Annotated in this window: 15 protein-coding genes and 1 pseudogene; 10 read left to right on the forward strand and 6 right to left on the reverse strand. The window is 66.4% G+C overall.

Features of this window, described 5'->3' with window-relative positions; all coding sequences use genetic code 11:
* Nucleotides 1-21 precede the first annotated feature (21 nt).
* From EV674_RS17820 to EV674_RS13455, 6 genes and pseudogenes are all read left to right on the forward strand, one after another.
* Nucleotides 22-339 (forward strand): annotated as a pseudogene (locus EV674_RS17820) (Zn-ribbon domain-containing OB-fold protein); the annotation flags it as partial.
* A gap of 117 nt (nt 340-456) precedes the next feature.
* Nucleotides 457-1,641, forward strand: coding sequence for a thiolase (locus tag EV674_RS13435; protein WP_374761692.1), 1,185 nt, complete (start codon nt 457-459; stop codon nt 1,639-1,641).
* 228 nt (nt 1,642-1,869) lie between these two features.
* Nucleotides 1,870-3,024, forward strand: coding sequence for an acyl-CoA dehydrogenase family protein (locus EV674_RS13440; protein WP_119014116.1), 1,155 nt, complete (start codon nt 1,870-1,872; stop codon nt 3,022-3,024).
* A complete protein-coding gene (locus tag EV674_RS13445; protein ID WP_119014079.1) occupies nt 3,021-3,482 on the forward strand; it encodes a PaaI family thioesterase in 462 nt (153 codons plus the stop codon). The genes EV674_RS13440 and EV674_RS13445 overlap by 4 nt, the downstream gene beginning before the upstream one ends.
* Nucleotides 3,483-3,518: 36 nt before the next feature.
* Nucleotides 3,519-4,511, forward strand: a complete 993-nt coding sequence (locus tag EV674_RS13450; protein ID WP_119014080.1) for a Bug family tripartite tricarboxylate transporter substrate binding protein — start codon at nt 3,519-3,521, stop codon at nt 4,509-4,511.
* A gap of 3 nt (nt 4,512-4,514) precedes the next feature.
* Nucleotides 4,515-6,056 carry a class I adenylate-forming enzyme family protein gene (locus tag EV674_RS13455; protein WP_119014081.1) on the forward strand — a complete coding sequence of 514 codons (1,542 nt, stop codon included), beginning with the start codon at nt 4,515-4,517 and terminating at the stop codon, nt 6,054-6,056.
* Nucleotides 6,057-6,099: 43 nt separating this feature from the next.
* Here the strand turns inward: EV674_RS13455 and EV674_RS13460 are convergent, their stop codons facing one another.
* A complete protein-coding gene (locus EV674_RS13460) occupies nt 6,100-6,561 on the reverse strand; it encodes a PaaI family thioesterase (RefSeq protein WP_119014082.1) in 462 nt (153 codons plus the stop codon).
* Nucleotides 6,558-8,096 (reverse strand): acyl-CoA synthetase, encoded by a 1,539-nt coding sequence (locus EV674_RS13465; protein WP_119014083.1) that lies wholly within the window; start codon nt 8,094-8,096, stop codon nt 6,558-6,560. Before EV674_RS13465 ends, EV674_RS13460 begins: the two co-directional genes overlap by 4 nt.
* A 249-nt stretch (nt 8,097-8,345) precedes the next feature.
* Here EV674_RS13465 and EV674_RS13470 point away from each other — a divergent pair, with 249 nt between their 5' ends.
* On the forward strand, nt 8,346-9,347 hold the full coding sequence (locus tag EV674_RS13470) for a tripartite tricarboxylate transporter substrate binding protein (RefSeq protein WP_119014117.1): 1,002 nt from the start codon (nt 8,346-8,348) through the stop codon (nt 9,345-9,347).
* Between the two features lie 128 nt (nt 9,348-9,475).
* Here EV674_RS13470 and EV674_RS13475 read toward each other — a convergent pair whose 3' ends face one another.
* The 4 genes from EV674_RS13475 to EV674_RS13490 form a co-directional block, all read right to left on the reverse strand.
* Nucleotides 9,476-9,697, reverse strand: a complete 222-nt coding sequence (locus EV674_RS13475; protein ID WP_119014084.1) for a hypothetical protein — start codon at nt 9,695-9,697, stop codon at nt 9,476-9,478.
* Nucleotides 9,694-10,215 (reverse strand): ATPase, encoded by a 522-nt coding sequence (locus EV674_RS13480; RefSeq protein WP_119014085.1) that lies wholly within the window; start codon nt 10,213-10,215, stop codon nt 9,694-9,696. Before EV674_RS13480 ends, EV674_RS13475 begins: the two co-directional genes overlap by 4 nt.
* Nucleotides 10,216-10,219: 4 nt before the next feature.
* Nucleotides 10,220-10,558: a hypothetical protein gene (locus EV674_RS13485; protein WP_119014086.1), complete on the reverse strand. Its 339-nt coding sequence runs from the start codon at nt 10,556-10,558 to the stop codon at nt 10,220-10,222.
* 201 nt (nt 10,559-10,759) lie between these two features.
* Complete coding sequence (locus tag EV674_RS13490) at nt 10,760-11,671, reverse strand: LysR family transcriptional regulator (protein WP_119014087.1); 912 nt, start codon at nt 11,669-11,671, stop codon at nt 10,760-10,762.
* A 95-nt stretch (nt 11,672-11,766) separates the two neighbouring features.
* Between EV674_RS13490 and EV674_RS13495 the strand changes: the two genes are divergently transcribed.
* From EV674_RS13495 to EV674_RS13505, 3 genes are all read left to right on the forward strand, one after another.
* Nucleotides 11,767-12,672, forward strand: a complete 906-nt coding sequence (locus EV674_RS13495; protein WP_119014088.1) for an HTD2 family dehydratase — start codon at nt 11,767-11,769, stop codon at nt 12,670-12,672.
* A gap of 79 nt (nt 12,673-12,751) precedes the next feature.
* Nucleotides 12,752-13,912, forward strand: a complete 1,161-nt coding sequence (locus EV674_RS13500) for an acyl-CoA dehydrogenase family protein (RefSeq protein ID WP_119014089.1) — start codon at nt 12,752-12,754, stop codon at nt 13,910-13,912.
* Between the two features lie 9 nt (nt 13,913-13,921).
* Entirely contained in the window at nt 13,922-15,103 is a 1,182-nt protein-coding gene (locus EV674_RS13505; protein WP_119014090.1) for a CaiB/BaiF CoA transferase family protein, read from the forward strand.
* Nucleotides 15,104-15,178 lie beyond the last annotated feature (75 nt).

Genomic DNA, 15,178 nt, shown 5'->3' on the forward strand with positions numbered 1-15,178 from the left:
AGCGCCACGAGAGCACGCACCATGAGCGATACCACCCCGGGCGTTCAGGCCCAGTACCAAGCCCAGCTGAACGCGGGCCAGTTCCTGATCCAGCGCTGCACCGGCTGCAGCCAGCATGTCTATTTCCCGCGTGAGAGCTGCCCGCACTGCGGCGCCCACGATCTGCAATGGGTAGCGCCCAGCGGCTACGGCACGGTGTATTCCACCACCACCATTGCGCGCAAGCCCGAGGCGGGCGGCAACTACAACGTCAGCCTGATTGACCTGGACGAAGGCGTGCGCCTGATGAGCCGCGTTGAAGTCCAGCCGGTCGATGCCGTGCAGATGGGCCAGCGCGTGCAGGCGCGCGTGGTGCAACAGGGCGACCAGGGCGTGGTCGTGTTCGACCCCGTGGTCGGTGCGCCCGCCGCCACCGCCGCGCAGCCCGTGCCGCGCGGCCCGGCAGCGTCGGCGGCCATCCACACCTCGTCGGGTTTGCAGGCGCTGCGCGGCAGTGCCGCCATTGCCGGGGTGGCCACCTTTGGCTGCGGCGAGGCCACGGGCTTTACCGAGATGGAAGTGCTCGCCCATGCCGCCCGCGCCGCCGTGGCCGATGCGGGCCTGAAGATGAGCGACATCGACGGCCTGTGTACCGCCAGCGTGCTCTCCACCATGTGGCCCATGCCCGTGACCGAGTACCTGGGCATCAACCCGCGCTACATCAACAGCACCATGATTGGCGGCTCCAGCTTTGTCGCGCACATCCTGCCGGCCATGATGGCGCTGCAAGCGGGCCAGTGCAACGCCGTGCTGGTGTGCTACGGCAGCACGCAGCGCAGCAGCACCTTTGGCCGCGCCGAAATCGCCAAGGCCCGCCGCGTGATGGACCCCCAGCCCTACGAGACGCCCTTCGAGCCCATGCAGCCGCTGTCGGCCTACGCGCTGGCCGCGCGCCGCCACATGCACCAGTACGGCACCACGCGGCGCCAGCTGGCCGAGGTGGCCGTGGCCGCGCGCCAGTGGGCGCAGCTCAACCCCGAAGCCTTCCTGCGCGACCCGCTGACCATCGACGACGTGCTCAAGGCGCGCATGGTGTCCGACCCGCTGACGGTGCGCGACTCCTGCCTGGTCACTGACGGCGGCGGCGCCTTCGTGCTGGTGCGCGCCGACCGCGCCACCACCTTGCCGAAAAAGCCCGTCTATGTGCTGGGCAACGCCACCGCCAACTGGAACCGCCAAATCTCCTCCATGCACGATCTGACGGTGACGGCGGCCAGCCAGTCGGGCCGCGAGGCCTTTGCCATGGCCGGGCTGGCGCCCAAGGACATGGGCGTGGTCGAGCTGTACGACGCCTTCACCATCAACACGCTGCTGTTTCTGGAAGACCTGGGCTTTTGCGCCAAGGGCGAGGGCGGCGCGTTTGTCGAGAACGGCGCCATCGCCCCGGGCGGGCGGCTGGCGGTCAACACCAACGGCGGCGGCCTCTCGTGTACCCACCCGGGCATGTACGGCATCTTCACCGTGATCGAGGCGGTGCGCCAGCTGCGCGGCGAGGCCGGTGCGCGCCAGGTGGCCGGTGTGCAGACCGCGCTGGCACACGGCAACGGCGGCACGCTGTCGAGCCAGTCCACCGCCATTCTGGGCACCGCCGAGGCGCTGTAACGCTATGGATTGGATAGCTGCTAGCGCCCACCGCACGGGCCTTGCAGCACCAAAACACTTAAAACTTTTTGCGGCCTGCGCAAGCACTCTTTTTTTGATAGCTGCTCGCGCTTATCCGGCGGGCGCTGGAGGCCAAAAAGACCTGAAACCTTCTGGCCCCCGCACCGCCCCTGTGCATTGACCACCCCGCAGCCGCCCCGGTGGCTTGCGCACCCCAAGGAAATTGACATGATCCGCGACAACGAAACCCTTGAAGCCCTGCTCGACAGCGTGCGCCGCTTTGTCCGCGAGCGCCTGGTGCCCGCCGAAAACGAAGTCTCCGAGACCGACGAAATCCCCGAAGCCATCGTGCAAGAGATGCGCGATCTGGGCCTGTTCGGCATGACCATTCCAGAAAAGTTTGGCGGCCTGGAGCTGACCATGGAGGAGGAATGCCGCGTGCTGTTCGAGCTGTGCCAGACCGCACCGGCATTTCGCTCCATCATCGGCACCACGGTGGGCATTGGCTCGCAGGGCATCTTGATGGACGGCACGCCCGAGCAGCAGGCCCAGTGGCTGCCCAAGCTGGCCACGGGCGAGGTGATTGCCTCGTTTGCGCTGACCGAGCCGGAGGCGGGCTCGGACGCCGCCTCGCTGCGCACCTCGGCCCGCCGCGAGGGCGACTTCTACATCGTCAACGGCACCAAGCGCTACATCACCAACGCGCCGCACGCGGGCATGTTCACGCTGATGGCGCGCACCAACCCCGAGGACAAGGGTGCGGGCGGCGTCTCGTCTTTCATCGTCGATGCGAAATCGCCCGGCATCAGCTTTGGCAAGTACGACAAAAAAATGGGCCAGCGCGGCGCCCACACCTGCGACGTGATTTTTGACAACGTGAAGGTGCCCGCCGCCAACCTGATTGGCCTGAAAGAAGGCCAGGGCTTCAAGACGGCGATGAAGGTGTTGGAAAAAGGCCGCATCCACATCGCCGCCGTGGCCGTGGGCGTGGCCCAGCGCGTGCTGCGCGACGCGCTGAACTACGCGCTGGAGCGCCAGCAGTTTGGCCAGCCCATTGCCGAATTCCAGCTGGTGCAGGCCATGCTGGCCGACAGCCAGGCCGAGCTGTATGCCGCCGAGTGCATGACCATTGACGCCGCCCGCCGCCGCGACGATGGCAAAAACGTGGCCACCGAGGCCTCGTGCAGCAAGATGTTTGCCACTGAAATGGTGGGCCGTGTGGCCGACCGCGCCGTGCAGATTCTGGGCGGCGCGGGCTACATGGCCGAGTACGGCATCGAGCGCTTTTACCGCGACGTGCGCCTGTTTCGCCTGTACGAAGGCACCACACAAATCCAGCAGCTCATCATCGCGCGCAACATGGTGCGCGCCGCCCGCGCATGACCGCCGCCCTGCCCAGCGGCGCCGTGGCCGATCTGCCCGGCGATGCGCCCGACCTGGCCTCGGACGGTGTGGACACCTCGCAGCTGTTTGCCCAGGTGCCCTTCAACCACCTGCTGGGCTTGCAGCGCGAGTACGCCCAGGACGGCGTGGCCCGCCTGGTGCTGCAGCCGCGCGCCGATCTGACCAACAACCACCAGGCAGTCCATGGCGGCGTGCTCATGTCGCTGATGGACAGCGCCATGTCCAGCGCGGCGCTGTCGGCCTCGGGCTTTACCAAGGCCGTGGTCACCATCGACATGACCAGCAGCTTTCTCAAACCCGCCCATGGCCGCCTGGTGGCCCACGCCAGCGTGCAGGGCGGTGGCAAATCGGTGTGTTTTTGCGAATGCCGCATTGAAGACGAGGCCGGTCACACCGTGGCCCGTGCCATGGGCACCTTCCGGTACGTGCGGCCCTGAGATTTTGGATTTCTACAACGACAACAGGAGACAAGCATGACCGTCAAGAACACTGCGGGCGCATCGCGCCGCCTCTGGATAGCCAGCGCCCTGGCCCTGGCCTGTGGCAGCGCCTGGCCACAGAATGCCCCGGCCCCGAACAGCGACCAGCCCATCCGCCTGGTGGTGGGCTACGCCGCCGGGGGCCCGGTGGATGCGGTGGCGCGCCAGTTTGCGCCGCTGTTTGCCAAAGCCCTGGGCCAGACGGTGATGGTAGAAAACCGCGCCGGTGCCGGGGGCACCATGGCCGGTGACGCCGTGGCCAAGTCCGCGCCCAACGGCCTGACGCTGTACTTTGCCGCCAGCCCCACCATGACCATCAGCCCCAACGTGCTCAAGGCCATGCCGTTCGATCCGGCCAAAGACCTGACGCCGCTGGCGCCCATCCTGAGCTACGCCAACGTGCTGGTCATCAACAAAGACCTGCCCTTCAAGAGCCTGCCCGAGCTGGTGGCCTACGCCAAGGCCCACCCCGGCAAGCTGGCCTATGGGTCGGCGGGCGTGGGCGCCTCCAACCACCTGAGCGGCGAGCTGTTTGCGCGCCGCGCGGGCATTGACCTCAACCACATCCCCTACAAGGGCAACGCCCCGGCCATGACCGATGTGATTGGCGGCCAGCTGGCCATGATGTTCGACATCATCGGCACCGGGCGCAACTACGTGAACACGGGCCGGGTGCGCGCGGTGGCCGTCACGTCCAAAGACCGTAACGCCGCCATGCCCGACGTGCCCTCCATGCGCGAGCTGGGCATTGCCGACTACGACGTGGGCGGCTGGTACGGCCTGTATGGCCCGCCCAAAATGCCTGCCGACATGGTGCAGCGTTTTCACACGGCGGTGCAGCGCACGCTGGCCCTGGACGAATTCAAGGCCAAGTTGGCCGAGCAGGGCTATGACCAGTGGAACGGCAGCCCGCAGACGCTGAGCGAGCGCGCCGCCCGCGAACGCGCCTTGTGGGCCACGGTGGCCAAAGGCATCCAGGTGGAGTAAGGCATGACCAGTACGCACCCCAGCGCAGCCGCCAGCGCGTGCATCCACACCCTGTTTGACCAGCGCCTGGCCAGCGCGCCGCAAGAGGTTTTTTTGTACGCCCCCGAGCGGGAATGGACGTTTGCCGACCTGGGCACGCTGGTCGATGCGCTGGCCCGCGAGATGCAGGCGCACGGCGTGGTCGAGGGCGACCGCGTGCTCATCGTGGCCGAGAACTGCCCCGAGCATGTGGCGCTGATTCTGGCGTGCAGCCGCATCGGTGCGTGGTCGTGCGGCGTCAACGCCCGCATGTCGCGCGGCGAGATCCGCGCCTTCATCGCCAAGGCCGACCCGCGCCTGGTGTATTTCACGGCGGGCGTGTCGGACGTGGCCGCCGGGCACGCCCAGGATGCAGCAGCTGTGCCTTCGGTGGTGGCGGGCCTGTCGCGCTCGCCCGTGCGCACCCAGGCCCTGGCCGAGCCCGCACCGCTGGCGCAGCAGGTGGCGGCGGTGATTTTTACCTCGGGCACCACGGGCACGCCCAAGGGGGTGCTGGTGTCGCACGCGGGGTTGCTGCAGTTTGCCCGTGTGTCCAGCCAGTCGCGTGCGCTGGGGCCGCAAGACCGCTCGTATGCCTACCTGCCGATGACGCACATTTTTGGCCTGGGCACGGTGCTGATGGCCTCGTTGTACGCGGGCGCTGGCTTGCTGATGCGCAGCCGTTTTGATCCGGCCAATGTGTTCGAGGCCCTGGCGCACCACGGGCTGTCGAACCTGCAAGGGCCGCCCGCCATGTTCACGCGGCTGCTGGCCTGGCTGGATGCGCAAGGTATTGAGCAGCCCGCCGCACCGCAGCTGCGCTACGTGTACACGGGCGCCGCGCCGCTGGACATGGCGCTCAAGCACGCCGTGCAGCGCCGCTTTGGTCAGCCGCTGCACCACGGCTACGGCCTGTCGGAGTACGCGGGTGCGCTGTGCCTGGTGCCCCGGGGCAGCCAGCGCGAAGACACCTCGGCGGGCTACCTGGTCGAAGGCGCTGAACTGCGCATCGTCGATAGCGAAGGCCGCGACCTGCCCGCTGGTGAGCGCGGCGAAATCTGGATGCGCGGCGTGGGCTTGATGCCCGGCTACTTCCGCGACCCCGAGGCCACCGCCCAGGTCATGCAGCCCGGCGGCTGGTACGCCAGCGGCGATTTGGGCTACCAGGATGCCGATGGCGCGCTGTACGTGGTGGGGCGGCTCAAAGAGATGATCATCCGCTCGGGCTTCAACGTGTACCCCGGCGAGGTCGAGGCCGTGCTCAACAGCCACCCCGCCATCCAGCGCAGCGCCGTGGTGGGCCAGCGCGAATCGGACGGCAATGAAGCCATCTGGGCGTTTTATGAAGTGCGGCCCGGCACTGCCAGTACCCCCGACGGGCTGCGCGCTGCGCTACACGCCCATGTGGCCGAGCACCTGGCGCCCTACAAGCGCCCCAGCCACTTCATCGCCATGGACAGCCTGCCCATGACGCAAAGCGGCAAGGTGCTCAAACGCAGTTTGCTGGAGCAGGCTCCCCAGCCGTAGCCGGGGCAGCGCAGGGCGCGGGCGCCTTGCGCTGCTGGTGCCATCAGCCCTGCGCCATCTCCTGGGGCGGCGCCAGTTGCTTGAACTTGAACGATGCCATCGCCCGCGCCAGCACCTCCTGGTTTTCCCCGCGCACGGTGCCTTCGCAGTAGCAAATTGAACGCCCGCCGCCGGTGTGCCAGCCCTCAATCACCAGCCGCCCACGGCCCGAGGCCAGGAAGCTGGTGTTCAGGTTCAGCGTGACGACGCCAGCCTCAAAGTTCACGCTGGACATGGCGGCACTGGCCATGGCGCTATCGAGCAAGGTGGCCAGCACGCCGCCGTGGGCCGCGTCGAACAGGTTGGTCAGTTCCGGGCGCACTGGCATGGACAGGCGCGCGTAGCCGTTGGCCGAAACTTCGCGCGTGACGCCGAGCAGCTGCATGAACGGCACCTGCTTGAACACGTCAGCGAAGCGCCCGGGCACGCTGGCGCAGGGGCTTGCCGGGGTGTTTGCCGGGCTCATGCGGCGCTCCCGCAGGACTTGCGCAGCTCGCTTTTGAGCACTTTGCCCGCAGCCGACAAGGGCAGGCTGTGGCGAAACTCGATGCTCTCCGGGCATTTGTAGCCGCCCAGCCGGGTGCGACAGTGGGCGCGCAGCTCCTCGGCGGTGGCCTCTGCGCCTTCGCGCAGCACCACCACCGCATGCACCGCTTCGCCCCATTTGGCACTCGGGACGCCGATGACCGCGCAGGTGGCAACGGCAGGGTGTCGGCCCAGGGCCTCCTCGACCTCGGCGGGGTACACGTTTTCGCCGCCCGAGATGATCATGTCTTTGAGCCTGTCGACCACGTAGAGGCGCCCTTGTGCGTCCATGTAGCCGCCATCGCCGGTGTGCAGCCAGCCGCCGTGCAGCGCCTGCGCCGTCTCTTCGGGGCGGCCCCAGTAGCCGACCATGACCACGGGGCCGCGCACCAGGATTTCGCCCGCGTCACCGGTGGGCACTTCGCGGCCTTCGGGGTCGGCCACGCGGATCTCGGTGGCGTAGCCAGCGCGGCCCGCCGAGCGGATGCACTCGCCGCGCCGCTCCTCGGGCGCCTGGCCAATGCGGTGTACCGAGACCGAGGCCGCCGTCTCGGTCATGCCGTAGGCGTGGATGAATTCGACGTGGGGCAAGGCGGCCAGCGCGCGCTCCAGCAGCGGCAGGGCCATGGGCGCTGCGCCCCAGAGGATGCGGCGCAGGCTGCTCAGGTCGTGCTGGCCAAAGGTGGGCGTGTCCAGCAGCATCTGAACCATGCTGGGCACCATCACCATGTCGGTGATGCCTTCTTCCTGGATGGTGTGCAGCACCGTGTCGGGCCGAAAAGCGGGCAGGGTGACGCAGGTGCCACCCACGATGAGCTGGCCAATCAGGCGGCCCAATCCGGCTACATGGAACAGCGGTGCAATCAGCAGCGTCACGAAGTCGCTGGGATTGGGCACCTCGGCGGTGCGCCCCACGCTGGAAGACCAGAAGTTGTGGTGCGACAGCATCACGCCCTTGGGAAAGCCCGTGGTGCCGCCGGTGTAGAGGATGGCGGCCAGGGCATCAGCGCTGGGGCGGGCGTCTTCCACCGGGGTGGCGGCATCGATCAGGGCTTCGTAGCTGTGCAGGCCCTCGGGTGTGGGTGCGTGGCCCAGGTGGACGGTGGCGCAGAGGCTGGCCACTGGTGGCACCACATCGTGCGCCAGGGTGGTGAAGGCATCGTCCACCAGCAGCACGCGCGCGGCGCAGTCGTTGAGTGCATAGGTGATCTCGGCCAGGCTCCAGCGCGTGTTGACCGGGTTGAGCGTTGCGCCGCACCACCAGACGGCCAGGGTGGTCTCGACATAGCGGGCGCTGTTGTGGGCCAGCACGGCGATGCGGTCGCCGGGCTGCACGCCCAGTTGCTGCAAAGCGGCGGCCAAGCGCGCCACGCGCGCATGCAACTGGCCAAAAGACAGGCGGCAATGGCCGTCCACGAGGGCGATCTTGTCGGGGTGGCGTTGCAGCGAGCGGTGCAGTCCGGCAGTCAGGTACATCTTGTCTCCTTGGGTCGTTGTAGGTATGCGCCATCAGATTGGAGCGCATGCACCCTGCCCGGGCAATCACCGATCAGCTCAAAGCCATTGGCAGAAACGTCCATGCCTGGGGCGTTGCTGCGCCCGCACGGCGCAGGCGGTGTCGCTTCTTGCCAAACGAAATGAATCTTCCGGCCATCGCCGCCTGCGGTGCTGCTGCCTAGAGTGGTCAGCGCGACAGACACCAAAAACCACTACCAGGAGACAAACATGACCGATTCCCGTGCAAATTTTTCTGCATCGCGGCGCCAGTTTGGGCGCCAGTTGTTGTCCGTGGGCGCGTTGGCGGCGGCTTTGCCAGGGGCCGCCACAGCCGCCACATCGCCTTTTCCTGCCAAACCGATCACGGTGCTGCTGCCGTTTCCGCCCGGCGGCAGCGCCGACGCCATGGTGCGTGCCATCACCCATGTGGCCATGGCGGAGTTGGGCCAGCCCGTGGTCATCATGCACCGGCCCGGTGGTGGCGGCGTGACGGGCACCGCGAGCCTGACGCAGAACGTGGCCCCCGACGGACACACCCTGGCGCTGATGCACAACGCCGTGTTGCGCCAGCCGTTGCTACAGAAAGTGGGTTGGGACCCGTTGGTTGACTTCACGTACATCACCGGGTTGGCCAGTCTGTCCACGCTGATTACGGTGCGGGCCGATGCCCCCTGGAAGAATTTGCAGGAGCTGCTGGCCGACGCCAAAGCGCGCCCTGGCGCCATCAGCTACGGCACCGTGGGCGCGACCAGTGCCAACCGCATTGCGGGCGAGCAGCTGGCGCGGCTGGTGGGTGGGCAGTTCAACATGGTTCCTTACAAGGGCGGTGCCGAGGCCATCACGGCGTTGATGGGCGGCCACTTGGATGTGTACGGCGACCCCGGCGTGGGGCCGGTGGCGCTGTCGGGCAAGCTGCGGGTGCTGGCCTCGTTCACCGACCAGCGGCTTCAGCGCTTTCCAGCGGTGCCCACGGTCAAAGAGCTGGGCTATGGCCTGAGCGTGTACTCGCCCTTTGGCATCGTCGGGCCCCGGGGCATGGACGCTGCGGTGGTCGATCGCCTGCATACCGTCTTCAGCCAGGCCGCCACCGATCCGATCTACCAGAAGGTGCTGGAGGATTACGACTTCATGCCCTACCGCATGGACCCCGCCGCGTACCGCCAATACGCGCAAGAGCAGTTTGCCCGCGAGAAAACCTTGCTGCAGAAACTGGGCTTCAAGCCCGAGTAGGCGGGATGGTGCGTCCGGGATGCGCCCGTAACCAGCTGCCCCAGGGCGCAATCAGGCCATGGCAAGTCTTGGAAAGGCTTGCACGCTGTCCAGCACTTGCTCTTGAGAGCGCTTGGGCGTGAAGGCGCTCATGTGGGTTTTCCGTTCACGGGAGCCGCGTCTTTTGGCGGGCTGTCGGTGTGGCCCACCTGGGGATAGACATGCTCTAGCACCCCGTTGCGCATGACCACTACGGCGGTGCCCGTCTGCGCTGCAATTTGCCGTGCGCGCAGTGCAGCGCGTTGCAAGGCCAGCCAGGAGCCCCGCAGGTCGGCATTGTTTGCGTTCTCAATCGGTTGGGAAGGGGTCATGGTGCTTCGCTCCAGTTCAGCAAAATCGGTTCTTCGCCCGAGTTGTCGTACAGCGCCCACGCATCCACGGCAGGGGCGTAATGGCGGCTCAGGTTGTCCAGTCCGGCAGCAAAGCGGCGGCGGATCACGGCTTCAGGAATATGGTGCCCCCCTTGTTTGACCCGCTGCGCCACCCGTGCCAGCGCCTCCTGTGCGCTGGCAAGCCGCAGAAAAATTAACTCCACCCGGTAGCCAGCCGCACGCCAACGGGCGATGTGGCGCAGGTAGGCGCGCCCCGACAGCGTGGTTTCAAAAGCAAAGCTTTGCCCGGTCTGGAAATGCCGCTCCAGTTCTGCCAGCATCAGCCGCGCTGCTGGCAAAGCGGCGCTTTCGGGGGCAAACGGTGCCAAGCCAGCCGCAATCAGATCGGCATTCAAAAATTGGGGGCAGCCCGCCTCATTGGGTAAAAACTCGCGGGCAAAGGTAGTTTTACCTGCGCCATTGGGGCCGGCAATGATGATGACTTTGCGCTCGGCCATCGGGTCAAAGCTCCAGCGCGTAAGGGGGTTGCTTGAAGGTGATGCCTTCTTTGCCAACCACCTCGCCCAGCCACTGGCGAATCTCCGGGCTGTTGACGTTGTCGCTATAGATCCTGCCCCCGTTGCCGGTGTTGTAGGGCGGGTCAATATAGATGCATTTCACCTGTCCGGCATAGCGCGGCAGCAACGCTTTGAGGGCGTGCAGGTTGTCGCCCTGCACAATCAGGTTGCCCGCATCTGCCGGGCGGAAAGAGAGTTCTGGCACCGGCTCCAGCAGGCGAAATGGCACATTTTTGTGGTGTTTGACGACGGCATCCTTGCCGATCCAGTTCAATGTTGGCATTGCGCCTGTCCAATCCAGTTTGACGCGATGGCGTTGTGTTGTTCTTTATTTGCGCGGTGCCAGTGCATCCAGCCCGCAGTACCCCCGACAGAGGCATACAGCCCAGAACCGCTCAGCGATACCGGCCTGTCTCAAGATGCCGTTGGCAGTGTGGCGCGATTCGACTGTGAATGACCTTGTTCATGCGGAGCAATGTACCAGTCAGCCCAAGGGCGCTACCCCCGGCTGGTAATGCCCCCGCAGCGTGTCGATCAGCGCCTGGGCGTAGCTGGGCAGCTTGTCCTGGTCGCGCACCAGGATGTAGCGCTCGCGCACACTCCAGGGGTCGGTCAGCTCAATCAGCGCCAGTTGCATGCTGGCCTGGTTGCGCCGCGCGGCGCTCTCGGGGACGATGCCCACGCCCACACCGGCGCCAATCATGCGGCACATGGCGTCAAAGCTCGATAGCTGGATACGGAGTTTGAGCGGCTTGCCCAGCTTGTCGGTCACTTGCGCCAGAAAGTTTTGCAGCGTGCTGCCGTGGTGCATGCCCACGTGGTCTTGTTCCAGCGTCTCGGCAAAGGCGATGGTGGCGTGGCGGGCCAGTGGGTGGTTGTGCGCTGCCACCAGCACCAGCCGGTCGGTGCTGAAGTGCAGGGCTTGCAGCCCCAGCGTATCGACCTGTCCGGCCACGATGCCCAGATCAGCACGCCCGTCCAGCACGCCACGGGCAATCTCAGCATTCGGTTTTTCCTGAAGGTCGATATTGACTTTGGGGTTGGCCGCCAAAAAGGTGGGCAGGATTTCGGGCATGAAATCGGTCACGGCGGTGGTGTTGGCAAACACCCGCAGGTGGCCGCGCAGGCCGCCGCCGTACTCCTGCAAATCGGCGCGCAGCTGTTCGGTCTGGCGCAGCACGCCGCGCGCGTGGTGCAAAAAGGCCTCGCCGGGGGGCGACAGGCGCACGCCCCGGGCTTCGCGGTAGAGCAGGGGCAGGCCCGCCTGGGTCTCCAGCGCCTTGATGCGGGCACTGGCGGCGGCCAGCGACAGGTGCTGGCGCGCAGCGGCGCGGGTGAGGTTGCCTTCGTCGGCGGTGAGCACGAACAGGCGCAGGTCGGTCAGGTCAAAGTGCATGCCGCCATGGTAGTGCAGCGCGGCACCAGACTTCGAAATTGCAGAAGCCTTGCTTTTGAAAACAGTGATTGTGCCCACGCCGGTGTGCGGCGACCATGGCGGCCATGAGCAGCACCTTCACCCCCGACGCCCGCACCGTGGATGCGGCACAACTGGCCCATCTGCAAACCTGGACGGGCCGCACCGAAACCCTGACCGACAGCATCACCGCCGCGCCGGTGAGCGGCCTGTCGGCCACGCTGGACCGCGACGACGCCTCCCCCGTGCCCGGCACCGCGCTGGCGCCGCTGTGGCACTGGCTGTATTTTTTGCCGCAGGTGCGCCACAGCGGTCTGGGGCCGGACGGCCACCCGGCGCGCGGTGGCTTTTTGCCGCCGGTGCCACTGCCCCGGCGCATGTGGGCCGGTGGCCGCTTGCGCTGGGAAGAAAACAACCCGCTGGTGGTCGGCGATGCGGTGCAGCGCGTCTCGCGCATTGAATCGGTCACGCACAAGGCGGGCCGCACCGGCGATCTGGTGTTTGTGCTGGTCAAGCATGAAATCTCTAACGCCCGGGGCTTGGCGCTGACCGAAGAGCACGACATCGTGTACCGCGCCGCGCAGCAACCGGGCGACCCGGTGCCCCCGCCCACCGTCGCCGACACCGGCGCGCCCTGGCAGCGCACCATCACGCCCGATGACGTGCTGCTGTTTCGCTACTCGGCACTCACCTTCAACGGCCACCGCATCCACTACGACCGCCAGTACGTCACCCAGGTCGAGGGCTACCCCGGCCTGATCGTGCATGGCCCCTTGATTGCCACGCTGCTGGTGGACTTGGTGCGCCGCCATGTGCCCGATGCCCGCCTCAAGAGCTTCCAGTTCAAGGCCGTGCGCCCGACGTTTGATTTGCACCCCTTTGGCCTGAACGGCGCCCCGGCCGCCGACGGCAAAACCGTGCGCCTGTGGGGTAACGACCACGAGGGGTTCCTCACCATGCAGGGCAGCGCCGCGTTGTTCTGACACTGATTGCATCAAAAACCATAGCTGCCAGCGCTTGCCAGGTAAGCGCTAGAGCCCCAAAAAACTGGAAAAAACCACCATGACCCACCAGCCCGACCAGTACCAGGAAATCCGCGACGCCGTGCGCGCCCTGTGCGCCCAGTTCCCCGACGAATACTTCCGCAAAGTCGATGAGGCCCGCGCCTACCCCGAAGCATTTGTCGATGCCCTGACCAAAGCCGGCTGGATGGCCGCGCTGATCCCGCAGGAGTACGGCGGCTCGGGCCTGTCCATGGCCGAAGCCTCGGTCATCATGGAAGAAATCAACCGCAGCGGCGGCAACTCCGGTGCCTGCCACGGCCAGATGTACGTGATGAACGCCATCGTGCGCAGCGGCTCACAGGCGCAAAAAGAAAAGTACCTGCCCCAGATCGCCTCGGGTGCGCTGCGCATCCAGTCCATGGGCGTGACCGAGCCCACCACCGGCAGCGACACCACCAAGCTCAAGACCACGGCGGTGAAGAAGGATGGCCGCTGGGTCATCAACGGGCAAAAGGTCTGGATCTCGCGCATACAGCACAGCGATTTGATGATTTTGCTGGCGCGCACCACGCCCGCCGACCAGGTGAAGAAGCGCTCCGATGGCCTGTCCTGCTTCCTCATCGACCTGAAAACGGCGATTGGCAACGGCCTGACGGTGCGCCCCATCCTGAACATGGTCAACCACGAGACCAACGAACTGTTCTTCGACCACCTGGAAATCCCCGAGGACGCGCTGCTGGGCGAAGAAGGCAAGGGCTTCAAGACCCTGCTGGACGGCCTGAACGCCGAGCGCACGCTGATTGCCGCCGAGTGCATTGGCGATGGCTACTGGTTCATTGACCGCGCCGCCAAGTATGCGAACGAGCGCGTGGTGTTTGGCCGCCCCATCGGCCAGAACCAGGGCGTGCAGTTTCCGATTGCCGATGCCTTCATCGAGCTGGAAGCGGCCAACCTGATGCGCTGGAAAGCCTGCGCCATGATCGACGCCCACCAGAACGCAGGCGCCGAGGCCAACATGGCCAAGTACCTGGCCGCCAAGGCCAGCTGGGAGGCGGCCAACGTGTGCATGCAGACGCACGGCGGCTTCGGCTTTGCCTGCGAATACGACATCGAGCGCAAATTCCGCGAAACCCGTCTGTACCAGGTGGCGCCGATTTCCACCAACATGATCTACAGCTACGTGGCCGAGCATGTGCTTGGGCTGCCACGCTCCTTCTGAGGGCTTTTTATGACCAGGCCACTGGACGGCATCACCGTCGTATCTCTGGAACACGCGATTGCCGCGCCGTTCTGCACCCGGCAACTGGCCGACCTGGGCGCGCGCGTCATCAAGGTCGAGCGCCCCGGCGCGGGGGACTTTGCCCGCGCCTACGACCAGCGCGTGCGCGGCGAGGCTTCGCACTTCGTCTGGGTCAACCGCTCCAAGGAGAGCCTGACGCTGGACCTCAAGCAGCCGGGCGCCGTGGCGGTGCTCAAAGACATTCTGGCCAGCGCCGATGTGCTGGTGCAAAACCTGGCCCCGGGCGCCGCCGCCCGCATGGGCCTGGGCTACGAGGCGCTCAAGGTCAGCCACCCGCAACTCATCGTTTGCGACATCTCCGGCTACGGCGAAGACGGCCCCTACCGCGACAAAAAAGCCTACGACCTGCTGATCCAGAGCGAGGCGGGGTTTTTATCGGTCACGGGCACGCCCGACGAGCCCAGCAAGGCGGGCAACTCGGTGGCCGACATTGCGGCGGGCATGTACGCCTACAGCAGCATCCTGGCGGCGCTGTTGCAGCGCGGCAAAACGGGCCAGGGCAGCCACATCGACGTGTCCATGCTCGAATCCCTGGGCGAGTGGATGGGCTACCCCATGTACTACGCCTTCGAGGGCGCTGCGCCGCCGCCGCGCACGGGGGCATCGCACGCCTCCATCTACCCCTACGGCCCGTTTGCCGTGGGCGATGGCGGCACGGTGATGCTGGGCCTGCAAAACGAGCGCGAATGGAAAGCCTTTTGCGACACGGTATTGCAAAACCCCGCGCTGGCCACCGACCCGCGCTTTGACGCCAACGCCAAGCGCAATGCCCACCGCGAAGCCCTCCAGGCGCTGATCCTGGAAACCTTTGCCCCGCTGACCACCGCCCAGGTGCTGGAGCGGCTGGAGCAGGCGCAGATTGCCAACGCTCGCATGAACACCATGGCCGACCTGTGGGCGCACCCGCAATTGCAGGCGCGCAACCGCTGGCGTACCGTGGGCAGCCCGGCGGGCGACATCCCGGCGCTGCTGCCCCCCGGGCGGCACAGCAGCTTTGACTACCGCATGGACGCCGTGCCCCAGGTGGGCGAGCACACCGACGCCATCTTGCGCACCCTGGGCCGCAGCGATGCCGACATTGCGCAGCTGCGCGCCACGGGCGCCGTCTGAGGTGCGCGTCCGCATTCTGCTGCACCCAATCACTATGAAATGAATAGCTGCTAGCGCACACCCCGTAAGCGCTAG

The sequence above is a fragment of the Simplicispira metamorpha genome, from assembly GCF_004341365.1.
GTDB classification, from domain to species: Bacteria; Pseudomonadota; Gammaproteobacteria; order Burkholderiales; family Burkholderiaceae_C; genus Simplicispira; species Simplicispira metamorpha.

Bases quoted from the DNA above. Each gene is read 5' to 3' on its own strand.
- EV674_RS13440 (WP_119014116.1), top strand. From the start codon at position 1,870: ATGATCCGCGACAACGAAACCCTTGAAGCCCTGCTCGACAGCGTGCGC.
- EV674_RS13445 (WP_119014079.1), top strand. From the start codon at position 3,021: ATGACCGCCGCCCTGCCCAGCGGCGCCGTGGCCGATCTGCCCGGCGAT.
- EV674_RS13450 (WP_119014080.1), top strand. From the start codon at position 3,519: ATGACCGTCAAGAACACTGCGGGCGCATCGCGCCGCCTCTGGATAGCC.
- EV674_RS13455 (WP_119014081.1), top strand. From the start codon at position 4,515: ATGACCAGTACGCACCCCAGCGCAGCCGCCAGCGCGTGCATCCACACC.
- EV674_RS13460 (WP_119014082.1), bottom strand. From the start codon at position 6,561: ATGAGCCCGGCAAACACCCCGGCAAGCCCCTGCGCCAGCGTGCCCGGG.
- EV674_RS13465 (WP_119014083.1), bottom strand. From the start codon at position 8,096: ATGTACCTGACTGCCGGACTGCACCGCTCGCTGCAACGCCACCCCGAC.
- EV674_RS13470 (WP_119014117.1), top strand. From the start codon at position 8,346: ATGACCGATTCCCGTGCAAATTTTTCTGCATCGCGGCGCCAGTTTGGG.
- EV674_RS13475 (WP_119014084.1), bottom strand. From the start codon at position 9,697: ATGACCCCTTCCCAACCGATTGAGAACGCAAACAATGCCGACCTGCGG.
- EV674_RS13480 (WP_119014085.1), bottom strand. From the start codon at position 10,215: ATGGCCGAGCGCAAAGTCATCATCATTGCCGGCCCCAATGGCGCAGGT.
- EV674_RS13485 (WP_119014086.1), bottom strand. From the start codon at position 10,558: ATGCCAACATTGAACTGGATCGGCAAGGATGCCGTCGTCAAACACCAC.
- EV674_RS13490 (WP_119014087.1), bottom strand. From the start codon at position 11,671: ATGCACTTTGACCTGACCGACCTGCGCCTGTTCGTGCTCACCGCCGAC.
- EV674_RS13495 (WP_119014088.1), top strand. From the start codon at position 11,767: ATGGCGGCCATGAGCAGCACCTTCACCCCCGACGCCCGCACCGTGGAT.
- EV674_RS13500 (WP_119014089.1), top strand. From the start codon at position 12,752: ATGACCCACCAGCCCGACCAGTACCAGGAAATCCGCGACGCCGTGCGC.
- EV674_RS13505 (WP_119014090.1), top strand. From the start codon at position 13,922: ATGACCAGGCCACTGGACGGCATCACCGTCGTATCTCTGGAACACGCG.